At 64.8% G+C, this 11,317-nt stretch carries 9 protein-coding genes and 2 riboswitches; of the genes, 5 read left to right on the top strand and 4 right to left on the bottom strand.

The genetic code is table 11. The features are described 5' to 3' along the window. From L979_RS10355 to L979_RS10345, 3 genes are all read right to left on the bottom strand, one after another. A partial coding sequence (locus tag L979_RS10355; RefSeq protein WP_052209784.1) for a nitronate monooxygenase family protein occupies positions 1–1,017 on the bottom strand: 1,017 nt, incomplete at its 3' end. 69 nt (positions 1,018–1,086) lie between these two features. After that, the gene (locus L979_RS10350) at positions 1,087–2,184 is read right to left on the bottom strand and encodes an NAD(P)-dependent alcohol dehydrogenase (RefSeq protein WP_047692133.1); all 1,098 of its coding nucleotides are present in this window, start codon (positions 2,182–2,184) and stop codon (positions 1,087–1,089) included. A 94-nt stretch (positions 2,185–2,278) separates the two neighbouring features. Beyond that, positions 2,279–2,881 (bottom strand): DUF664 domain-containing protein, encoded by a 603-nt coding sequence (locus L979_RS10345; RefSeq protein WP_052209785.1) that lies wholly within the window; start codon positions 2,879–2,881, stop codon positions 2,279–2,281. A 118-nt stretch (positions 2,882–2,999) separates the two neighbouring features. Here L979_RS10345 and L979_RS10340 point away from each other — a divergent pair, with 118 nt between their 5' ends. Continuing rightward, positions 3,000–3,986, top strand: coding sequence for a YafY family protein (locus tag L979_RS10340; RefSeq protein ID WP_052209783.1), 987 nt, complete (start codon positions 3,000–3,002; stop codon positions 3,984–3,986). A gap of 37 nt (positions 3,987–4,023) precedes the next feature. On the opposite strand, the gene L979_RS10335 is transcribed toward L979_RS10340, so the two are convergent. Further along, the gene (locus tag L979_RS10335) at positions 4,024–4,665 is read right to left on the bottom strand and encodes a PepSY domain-containing protein (protein WP_047692132.1); all 642 of its coding nucleotides are present in this window, start codon (positions 4,663–4,665) and stop codon (positions 4,024–4,026) included. A 130-nt stretch (positions 4,666–4,795) separates the two neighbouring features. Further along, a riboswitch (glycine riboswitch) is annotated at positions 4,796–4,893 on the top strand. Next, a riboswitch (glycine riboswitch) is annotated at positions 4,894–5,009 on the top strand. Between the two features lie 42 nt (positions 5,010–5,051). Between L979_RS10335 and gcvP the strand changes: the two genes are divergently transcribed. The 4 genes from gcvP (at position 5,052) to L979_RS10315 (ending at position 11,219) form a co-directional block, all read left to right on the top strand. Continuing rightward, on the top strand, positions 5,052–8,150 hold the full coding sequence (gene gcvP, locus L979_RS10330; protein ID WP_081994303.1) for an aminomethyl-transferring glycine dehydrogenase: 3,099 nt from the start codon (positions 5,052–5,054) through the stop codon (positions 8,148–8,150). After that, complete coding sequence (gene gcvT / locus L979_RS10325; RefSeq protein ID WP_047692131.1) at positions 8,147–9,307, top strand: glycine cleavage system aminomethyltransferase GcvT; 1,161 nt, start codon at positions 8,147–8,149, stop codon at positions 9,305–9,307. The genes gcvP and gcvT overlap by 4 nt, the downstream gene beginning before the upstream one ends. 89 nt (positions 9,308–9,396) lie before the next feature. Next, positions 9,397–9,780, top strand: a complete 384-nt coding sequence (gene gcvH / locus L979_RS10320) for a glycine cleavage system protein GcvH (RefSeq protein WP_369792991.1) — start codon at positions 9,397–9,399, stop codon at positions 9,778–9,780. 11 nt (positions 9,781–9,791) lie between these two features. Next, positions 9,792–11,219 carry an L-serine ammonia-lyase gene (locus L979_RS10315; protein WP_047692130.1) on the top strand — a complete coding sequence of 476 codons (1,428 nt, stop codon included), beginning with the start codon at positions 9,792–9,794 and terminating at the stop codon, positions 11,217–11,219. Positions 11,220–11,317 lie beyond the last annotated feature (98 nt).

Genomic DNA, 11,317 nt, shown 5'->3' with positions numbered 1-11,317 from the left:
CTCTGAGGCGTCACGGAAGCCCGTACCGGCCCACAGGTTGATGTACTCGGGTTGGCCTGCAGCAGTGGCAGCTTTGCGCAGCGGTGCGGTCAGGTGATGAACGGCGGGGAAGGCCAGGGGAGCACTCTCCGTGTACCGGTCTGTGAACTGGTTGCGCAAGGCCCGGGCCGGTCTGCCGGAGAAGGCGCGGGTCATCACGGTCTCCATCCGTTGCGGGTCGGCCAGTGCGGCACGGTGTGGTGCCGAGGTCCCGGCTTCCGGGCAGCGCAGCAGCACGGTCCCCACCACCGATGCTGCCGCGCCAGCGGTCAGGACCTCCTGGACGGCCTCCGGGGTGCTGATCCCACCGGCGGCAAAGATAGGAAGTTCAACCTCTCCGGCAATGGTGCGCACCAGCTCCGGAAGGGGGACCTGGGCGATGGGTTCCTGCGGGTTCACCGTTCCCGAATGCCCACCGGCGCCAGATCCCTGGACGGCCAAGGCATCCACGCCGCGCTCGCGAGCTTGGTGTGCCTCAGCCAGGGTGGTGACCGTCTGGACCGTCAGGGAGCCAGCGGTCTTGAGCCGGCCCACCACATCAGCCGGGGCCAGGCCAAAGGTGAAGCTCACCACCGGGACGGGGTCCTTGACCAGGAGCTCCACCTTGGCTTCCCAGGCGTCGTCGTCATCCCGGGGCTCAGTGGCCAGTTCCACTCCCAGATCTGCGGCAACCGGGGCCAGTGATTCCACGTAGGACCTGAACTGGTCCGGATCCGGGTGGAAGGTGTTGGGGACAAACAGGTTCACGCCGAATGTGGACGTGGCTGCTCGCACGGTGCTGATCTGGTCAGCCAACTGCTGCGGAGTTTTGTACCCGGCAGCCAGGAACCCCAGGCCACCGGCCTCAGCAGCCGCAATCACCAGCTCCGGGGTGGAGGGCCCACCTGCCATGGGAGCAGCAATGATGGGGGCGGTCATGCCCAAGGTGACCAGCGAATCCCGGCCGGTGGAACCTTGCGTGGTTGGATACTCGGTCATGGTTCCTCCTGGTCATGGATACCGTGGGCGGACCGCCCCGATCATGGGTGAACAGTCAACGCATCAGGCTCAGAACACCACAATTGGCTTGAGCGTAACTCCGGAGTGGCTGTCCTCGAAGGCCTGGTTGATCTGCTCCAGCGGGTAAGTCTTGATCAGCCGGTCAAAGGGGAACAGTCCTGCCTCGTGCAACTGGATCAGCTCGGGGATGAACACCTGTGGCGTTGAATCACCTTCAATCACCATGGAGATCTTCTGCCCGGAGAGCAACTGCGTGCCGATGTCGATGGTGGATTCCGTGCCCAAGGCGCTGGCCCCCACCAGGGCACCGTGGCCCAGGACAGCCATGCAATCGGTCATGGTGCGGAACACCGCGGCCACACCGGTGGTCTCCAGGGCGTAGTCAGCACCTCCGCCCGTGAGTTCCTTGATCTGCTGGATCTGATCAGCGTCACGGCCGTTGACCGTGTGGGTGGCACCCAGGGACTTGGCCAGTTCCAGGCGTTCCGGGACCACGTCCACACACACGATGGTGGCGGCATTGCGAATCTTGGCAGCCATCACCGCGGAGAGCCCCACAGCGCCGGCACCGAAAATCACGACGGCGGAGCCCGGCCTAGGCTGCGACACGTTCAGAACGGCACCGGCCCCGGTCTGGATGCCGCAGCCCAAGGGGCCCAAGAGTTCCAGGGGAGCGTCATCTGCAACCTTGACCACGCTGCGGGCCGCCACGTTGGCGTAGGTGGAGAAGGAGGACTGACCGAAGAAATGGGAAGAACAGGTCTGTCCGTCCTTGGACAGCGCTGAGGTTCCGTCACCGCGGCGACCCGCAAAATTGTGGGCATAAAACTCTTGGCAATATGCCGTGTGCCCGGTGGTGCACAGCTTGCACCGGCCGCAACTGTTGAAGCTCAGGACCACTTTGTCTCCGGGCTTCACGTGGTTGACCGCCGCGCCAACGGCGTCCACGATTCCGGCACCTTCATGGCCCAACACAGCGGGCAACGGGGTGGGGTACCACTGGTCGCGCACAATGGCATCCGTGTGGCACACGCCTGTAGCCACCATTTTCACGCGGACTTCGTCAAGATTCAGCTCACCAAGTTCAAGGTCCGTGATCTCGAACGGGGCCTTGGGGGCTGTGGCGACGGCGGCTGTGACCTTCATGTCTAGACACTTCCTTGTGCAGTTGGTTGTGCGAGCCTAATCCATGCCCGCACAACCATTATCCGTCAACTCAACGTATGACCCCCCGGAGGGTTCAGCTCCGCTGCTCTTCCCAGGCAGCAAACTCCTCCGCCCATCCCTCCGGTGGCCAAGGTTCGCCATCGGCCAAGGCGTTGAGTTCGTAGGCTCCCTTGCCGTCCATGGACTCGCGCAGAATGTCCGCGTGACCGGCATGGCGGGCGTATTCCTCGATGTAATGCAATGCCACCCAGCGGGCAGGCCATGAATCAATGTCCTTGGGGAACCACGGCACCTGCGGCACAGGCACTCGGCGGTCCATGTCCACGGTGCTCAGGACCGTTTCCACCCACGTGGCCAGATCCTCCAGTTCTGCCATCAGACTCTGTGCGGTGTCCTGGTCCAAGACCCCAGCTGGCCCGGGTTCCCCGGCGGCGTGATTGCCCACACCGTGTGTCTTCTGACGGTCAGGATCAAGGGAGGTCAACAGGCCCTCGTTGCCCACGTACAAGCAGTGCCGTGCCAGGGAGGCAAGGCTCATGACACCAGCGGTTGGGGTTTGCCGGATCTGGTCATTCGTCAGCCCTTGGAGAGTGCGGGCGATCTGGCGGATCTGGTTGGCGGCAAAAGCTGCCAGGGCGTCGTTCTCTGTGGTCACTTGGCGGGTCAAGAAGGCCATGACGTTCTCCTCGGATCGGGTGTTCACCGGTGGTGGTGACAGTCCAGCGGGTGCAGTAGGTCAAGGATTTCGCCCCAACCGGTCACTTTCTGTCCTGTGAATCCCACAAGATGGGTTCATGAGTGACACCACCCACCGGACTCTGAGGCTGCTGACCCTGCTGCGCTCCCGCACGGACTGGGCCGGACCCGACCTTGCGCAGCAGCTGGGTACCACCACCCGTTCACTCCGGCGGGACATCAATCGACTGCGCACTCTGGGTTATCCGGTGGAATCCGTCCGCGGTCACGGAGGTGGGTACCGCTTGGGCGCCGATGGGAAACTCCCTCCGCTGGTGTTGGACCTGGACCAGGCGGTGGCTGTGGGGGTGGGGCTGCGTCTGGCGTCGTCGTCGGGAATCTCTGGCTTGGAACAGCAAGCGGAAGCCTGCCTGGTGAAGGTGGAAGAGCTTTCTCCGGCAGCCCTGCGTGAGCAGATCGCCACCATCTCCCAGGCCGTGGATGTGATCAGCGGTGGCTCCACACCGGTGGATGCAGACATTCTCCTGGCGTTGTCCCGCGGGATCCGGGGGTGCCAACAGATCCGCATGGATTACGTGGCGCGCAATGGCGAACCCAGCCACCGGCGTCTTGAACCGTATCGAGTGCTGGCCATGGGACCGAGGTGGTACCTGTTCGCATGGGATCTGGACCGCGATGACTGGAGAACGTTTCGGTTGGACCGGATCCAGAGCGTTCGGGTCTCCACCTTCGCGTTCTCCCCGCGTCCCACACCGGAGATCCAAGAGCATCTCCACAGGTCCGTCACCACAGACCCTTATCAACATGTGGTGCGCATCAGATTTTGCGCACCACTGTCTGAGGTTGAGGCGCACTTGTGCGCCTACGCAGGGCTGCTGCAACCGGACGGGCCGGAGGCGTGCGTGTTCACCACTGGCTCTCAAGATTTGCCCTGGACTGCCACCTGGCTGGCGGGGGTGCCGTTGGACATGCAGATTCTGGAGCCTGCAGAGCTCGTGGACGCGGTGGCCGACCTGGGCCGCCACCTCCTGGCCGTGGCACAACAAAGTCAGGGGCCGCACACCCGCACGGTGCGCAGCCCCTGACCGCAGGCACGTCCCATCAGGGTGCCTGGATCAAGCGTCAGCTGGTCTTGATGATCTCCCCGTTGGAGGCATCCACATACACGCTCAGCTCCGAGTTGTCAGCGCCCACGTACAGGTCCACCTTGTAGACCACGGTGCCGTCCTCGGTCTCCAACTCGGCATCGTCAATGTTGCCGGGGTGTTCCTCCGTGGCGGTGGTCAGGGCATCGGCCAGGGAGATCTGGGCGGCGTCGAACTCGCGCTGATCATCCGAGTCCAAGGAATCCGGGTCATCCTGCTCGGTCACGGAACCGCCGTCAGCGGGGAGAGTGACCCCCGTGGACTGACCGTCCTGGACCACCTTGACTTCCCACTCGTTGTCATCGTCAAAATCGATCTCGATGGCCTCGCCGCCAACCTCGCTCTGCGCGGTTTCAATGGCGTTCTGGGCTGAATCGGCATCACCGCCGGAGGTGGCCGCACCTGCGGTCTCACCGTTGTCAGTGGCCCCATCCGTGGGGGTAGCGGCAGAGGTCTCCTCCGTTGCACCGGTGGTCTGTTCGGCCGTGGGGACGGGGGTGCCGCTGTTGGCGCCGTCGACGTCGTCGTCAGCCCCCGGTTGTGTGCCGCACCCGGTGAGGGCCAGGGCGAGCGCTGCGGAAGTCAGGACAGTGGTGGTGGCAAGTCGCTTGTGTCGCATGAATCGACCATAAGGGCGCCAAGGGTGCGGGACAAGCTCTGTGACCTGGGTGCTCGAACGCCCCCACACAGACCCCTTGGTCAAGTTACGTACGTCACGGTAGGCTCAGGACGCATCAACGAACACGCCGACGAGCGCCCCGGGAGAGACCCCGTGGAAACAGCGCGGGGCGCCGTAGGAGCAATCCCTCCCCGGGAAACTCTCAGGCACCTGCACCGGGTAGCTCGGCAACTCTGGAAAGCACGGACCCTCCCATCAGGGGCGAGTCCGTCACCGACGGGGCAAACAGGACGGCCACAAGCCAACCTGTGGAATCTCTCAGGTCCCATGACAGAGCGGGGAGGAACCGGCAGGGGCTGACCCGCCCCGTGAATCAGGAGTTCCGTATGAGTTCGGCAGCACCCACCCATCCCCAGGATTTCGGGGCGGATGCCCACGCATTTGTTGACCGCCACATCGGTCCACGTGCAGGGCAGTACAACCGCCTGCTGGAGGAGGTGGGTGTTTCTTCTCTGGGTGAGCTGGTGGATCAGGCCATTCCCGCCAGCATCCGCCAGGAGGCTGCCCTGGACCTGCCGGCCCCGTTGACGGAGGCCCAGGTCCTGGCGGAACTGCGCCGGATCGCAGACCAGAACGACCCCGGCACACCCATGATCGGCCAGGGGTTCTACGGGACCATCACCCCGCCGGCCATTGCCCGCAACTTGCTGGAAAACCCGGCCTGGTACACGGCTTACACCCCCTACCAGCCGGAGATTTCCCAGGGGCGCCTTGAGCTGCTGTTGACCTACCAGACCATGATCCAGGACCTCACGGGCCTGCCGATCGCCAACGCTTCACTGCTGGACGAGGCCTCCGCCGTTGCCGAGGCTGCGCTGCTGATGGCCAGGGCCAACCGGAAGGCCAAGAACGGTGTGATCCTGGTGGACCCGGACCTGTTCCCGCAGTCCTTGGCCCTGCTGCCGGGGCGTGCCCGTGCGGTGGGCATGGATCTGCGCATCCTGGACCTCTCCGCGGGACTGCCGGAGATTCAGGAGCCGATTGCAGGTGTGATCGTGCAGCTTTCGGGTTCCTCCGGGCGCCTGCAGGACTGGACCGACCTGGCTCGGCAGGCGCACGAGCGCAACGCCCTGGTCACCGTGGTGGCGGACCTGCTGGCTTTGACCTTGGTGAAGTCCCCGGGGGAGATGGGCGCGGACATTTCCGTGGGCACCTCCCAGCGCTTTGGTGTGCCCCTGTTCGCCGGTGGTCCACATGCCGCCTTCATGGCGGTCACAGATGGTCTGCAGCGCTCCATGCCCGGCCGCCTGGTGGGGGTCAGTCACGACGACGCCGGCCGCCCCGCCTACCGCTTGGCCCTCCAGACCCGCGAACAGCACATCCGCCGGGAGAAGGCCACCTCCAACATCTGCACCGCCCAGGCGCTGCTTGCCGAAGCTGCTGCTTGCTACGCGGCCTACCACGGGCCCGAGGGCCTGACGGCCATTGCCCGGCGGGTCCACAGCCACGCCCAGGCGCTCGCCGAGGCCCTGCGTGCCGGTGGCGTGGACCTGGTGGCGGAGCAGGTGTTCGACACCGTGGTGGCACACGTGCCCGGGCGGGCGGATGCCGTCCTGGCCGCAGCGGCTGAGCACGGGATCGACCTGCGGCGGGTGGATGCCGATCACGTGGGTGTGTCCACGGATGAGAAGACCACGCAGGCTGACCTGGCCGCTGTGGCCGAGGCCTTTGGCGTGGACGCCGGTGCCCTGAACGTCCAGGAAGCTGACCTCCCGGGGGATCTGACCCGCACCAGTCAGTTCCTGACGCACCCCAACTTCCACGATTACCGCTCCGAAACCCAGATGATGCGCTGGTTGCGCCGTTTGGCCGACCGGGACCTGGCCTTGGACCGCACCATGATCCCGTTGGGCTCCTGCACCATGAAGCTCAATGCTGCAGTGGAGATGGCGGCCATCACGTGGCCTGAGTTCGCAGACGTCCACCCGTATTCGCCGGCCGAGCGAATGCAGGGGTGGCAGTATCTGGTCACGGACCTGGAGGACCGCCTGGCGGAGATCACCGGCTATGCCAAGGTCTCCGTGCAGCCCAATGCCGGTTCACAGGGTGAGCTGGCGGGTCTGCTGGCCATTCGCCGCTGGCACATCTCCCGCGGGGATGATCAGCGGGACATGTGCTTGATCCCGGCCTCCGCCCACGGCACCAACGCCGCTTCTGCCGTTCTGGCAGGGTTGCGGGTTCGCGTGGTCAAGACTGCGCCGGACGGCACCATTGATCCGGTGGATCTGGACAAAGCCATTGCGGAGAACCAGGACCGGGTGGCGGCCATCATGATCACCTACCCCTCAACCCACGGCGTTTTCGAGTCAGAGGTCAAGGCCGTGTGCGAGACCGTGCACGCGGCCGGTGGCCAGGTGTACGTGGATGGAGCCAACCTCAACGCCATGGTGGGCCTGGCCCAGCCCGGCAAGTTCGGTGGGGATGTCTCCCACCTGAACCTGCACAAGACCTTCTGCATCCCACACGGTGGCGGCGGTCCGGGTGTTGGGCCGGTGGCCGTGGCCGAGCACTTGGTCCCGTTCCTCCCCGGTGACCCCTTGGCCGGGGATCCCGGTCGCCCCACCGTGGGCGGGGACACCCATGACGCCCAAGATGCGCATGATGCAGCCTCCGTGGGCAAGGGTCTGCCGGTCTCCAGCACCCGGTGGGGCTCCACCGGTGTCCTGCCGATCTCCTGGGCCTACCTGGCGCTGATGGGAGGGGAGGGGCTGACCCGCGCCTCATCCGTTGCACTGCTCAACGCCAACTACCTGGCCAAGCGCCTGGATGAGCACTTCCCGGTGCTCTACACCGGTGAGAACGGTCTGGTGGCCCACGAATGCATCCTGGACTTCCGCAAGCTCACTGCACGCTCAGGCATCACCGTGGCGGACGTCTCCAAGCGTCTGATCGACTACGGCTTCCACGCGCCCACAGAGTCCTTCCCCGTCAGTGGCACCCTGATGGTGGAGCCCACGGAGTCGGAGGACCTGGCGGAACTGGATCGGTTTGTGGACACCATGATCGCCATTCGCGCAGAGATTGAAGCCGTGGCCAATGGTGAGGTCAGCGCAGAGGACTCGGTGTTGCGCAACGCACCGCACACCGCCGCCGTTCTGGTTGCCGATCAGTGGGAGCGCGCCTACACCCGTGAACGGGCAGCCTTCCCGTTGCCGTCCTTGCGCGTGGACAAGTACTTCCCACCGGTGGGCCGCATTGACGGCGCCCACGGGGACCGCAACCTGGTCTGCTCCTGCCCGCCGCCTGAAGCCTTTGCGGACTCACGTGATCACGACGACGTCGTCGTGGAGAATGCCGCTGATGCAGCAAAAACCGCTGGGGCCTCGGAAAGTGCCGATGCAACGGAGACTCCCGATCACAAGGGCGCTGCCCGCAGCGAGAACCGGGAAGCCACCACCAACACCAAGGAGGAGACCCCGCGATGAGCGCGCCGAACAACTCCAAGCCCACTGCGCTGAGCTCCGTCCATGAGCGCCTGGGCGCCTCCTTCACCGACTTCGGTGGGTGGTGGATGCCCCTGCGCTACGGCTCCGACGTGGCTGAGCACCTGGCTGTCCGGCAGGCCGCTGGAATCTTTGACCTCTCCCACATGGGGGAAGTCTTGGTGACCGGCCCGGAGGCCGCAGCATTCCTGGACCACGCCCTGGTGGGGCGGTTGTCCGCGGTCGAGGTCGGCAGGGCCAAGTACTCACTGCTGTGCAATGAGCAGGGTGGCGTGATCGATGACCTGATCATTTACCGCCTGGGTCAGGACGAGTTCCTGGTGGTACCCAACGCTGCCAACACCCCGGCGGCGTTGGCCGCGCTCGAGGGGCGCACCGGCACGCCTGATGGTCACACCTTTGACGTCACCATCTCCGACCGCACGGAGGCCACTGCACTGATTGCGGTGCAGGGACCAGCCTCGGAAGCCATCTTGCTGGAGGTTGTCACTGCCGACAGCGCGGAGGCAGTGAAGGCGCTGCGGTATTACGCGATCGTCGACGTCGTGGTGGAGACCGGAGACGGTGAACTGCCCGTGAAACTGGCCCGCACCGGCTACACGGGGGAGGACGGTTTCGAGATCTACGTGGATGCGGAAGCCGATCCAGAGGCACCCCAACGTCTGTGGACACTGCTGGAATCAGCCGGCCAGTCCCACGGCCTGGTTCCGTGTGGTTTGGCCTCCCGTGACTCGCTGCGTCTGGAGGCTGGCATGCCGCTGCACGGTCACGAGCTCTCCGAATCGATTGACCCGTTCAGCGCGGGCCTGGGCCCGGTGGTGGCTTTGAAGTCCAAAGTGTCCTTTGTGGGACGGGATGCCCTGGCAGCCATCAAGGAATCCGGACCGCAGCGCAAGCTGGTGGGCCTGGCCAACGACACCAAACGCGCAGCTCGCCCCGGATACGCCGTCCTTCACGACGGCGACACCGTGGGTGAGGTGACCTCAGGTGCCCCCAGCCCAACACTGGGCCACGCCATCGCGTTGGCTTTCGTGCGCCCGGACCTGGCAGAGGTGGGTACTGAGCTCCAGGTGGACCTGCGTGGAAAACCCACCCCGTTCACTGTGGTGGCTCTGCCCTTCTACAAGCGCGAACGCTGATCGGTGCTCGGTAAGACGCCGGGTGCCCACCAACTCCAACCATCCAACGGCTCCACCCATCAGGAGCCAGGAACTGAAAGGATCCATCCATGAGCGCCATCGACAAGGTCAACAAGGACTACCGCTACTCTGCTGAACACGAATGGGTTGATTCGGCCAGCCCCGCCAAGATCGGGCTGTCCCAGATCGCCGTGGATGCCCTGGGTGACGTCGTGTACGTGGACCTGCCTGAAGCTGGTTCCACCGTGACAGCGGGTGAGGTCTGCGGTGAGGTGGAATCCACCAAGTCGGTTTCTGAGCTCTATTCCCCGGTCACCGGAACCGTGGCCGAGGTCAACGACGCCGTGATTGATGACCCGGCACTGCTCAACTCCGACCCCTATGGCGCAGCCTGGTTGTTCTCCGTGGAGGTCGACTCCGAGGGGGATCTGCTCTCCCCGGAGGAATACGCCGCAGCACAAGACCAAGAGTGAGGTGAACCATCATGGTGGTGAGCGTTTTTGACCTGTTCAGCATTGGTGTGGGGCCATCGTCCTCCCACACCGTGGGGCCCATGCGTGCCGCAGCGGACTTTGTTGCCGACCTTGTTGCCGACGGTCAGTTGGAATCCGTGAGTTCCGTGGGGGTGGACCTATACGGGTCCCTGTCCTCCACGGGCAAGGGGCACGGAACGTTCACCGCCGTGTTGTTGGGGTTGGAGGGCCACCGCCCGGAACAGGTGGCCCCGGAAACCATTGACCAACGCCGTGAGGCGTTGGAGTCTGGTCAACCGCTGCAGTTCGCCGGTGCCCTTGACGGGGTTGTTGCACCGGTTGAGCTGGACTTTCACGAGCGTGACATTGTCCAGCGTCCCCTCACGCTGCTGCCCTATCACCCCAATGGCATGTGGTTTCGCGCCTTTGACGCTGACGGGCAGGTCCTGGCCGAGCGCACCGCCTACTCGTGTGGTGGCGGCTTTGTGGTGGTGGATCCGCCGGAGGGTACGGACCCCATGGCGGATGACGACGACGTCCAGGTCCCGTATCCGTACCGCACGGCTGATGAACTCATGGCCTTGTGCGATGAGCACGGGCTGAGCGTGGCCGAGTTGGCGCTGGCCAACGAGTGTGCTCGTCGGCCAGAGGCGGAGGTCAGGGCCGGGCTGGCGAAGATTGCGGATGTGATGGAGGAGTCCAAGAACTCCAACCTCCGCCGAACGGGATGCTTGCCGGGTGGGTTGGCGGTGCGTCGTCGTGCCCCGGACTGGTACGCACGGCTCAAGGCGATCGACTCCACCTTTGACTCCCAGTACTGGGTGGAGTGGGTGAACCTGGTGGCGTTGACGGTCAACGAGGAGAACGCCTCCGGCGGTCGGATTGTGACCGCACCCACCAACGGTGCGGCAGGCATTGTGCCGGCTGTGATGTTTTACGCCACCCACTACACTCCGGCTGCTCGCGGCCATGATGCCCGGCCTCGGGAAGAGATTGTTGCCGATTACCTGCTGGCCGCAGGGGCTGTGGGGGCGCTGATCAAGGAGCAGGCCTCCATCTCCGGGGCTGAAGTGGGTTGCCAAGGTGAGGTTGGATCGGCGTCGTCCATGGCAGCTGCCGGACTGGCTCAGGTCATGGGTGGCAGCGCGCAGCAAGTCGAGAACGCGGCGGAAATCGCCATGGAACACCACCTGGGTTTGACCTGCGATCCCGTGGGTGGATTGGTACAGGTGCCGTGTATCGAGCGCAACGCGATTGCCGCGGTCACTGCCGTCAACGCCGCGCGGATGGCGCTGTTCGAGGACGGCCCCACCCATGTGAGCTTGGACAAGGTGGTGCAGACCATGCGAGACACGGGAGCTGACATGTCAGAGAACTACAAGGAAACTGCACGGGGCGGGTTGGCCGTGAGTGTGGGTGTGAACGTGGTGGAGTGCTGAGGTAGGGAATCGCATCGAGGCCAACGGGGGTGCCACAGCACCACGTACTCAACCGGAGTGTGGCTTGTGGCTGCCCTGCTCCATCCGCGCTCAGCCAG

It is taken from the genome of Kocuria sp. ZOR0020, from assembly GCF_000800955.1.
Lineage (GTDB): Bacteria > Actinomycetota > Actinomycetes > Actinomycetales > Micrococcaceae > Kocuria > Kocuria subflava.
Note: the sequence above shows the minus strand (reverse complement) of the source record. Positions and strands in the feature narration are given on the sequence as shown.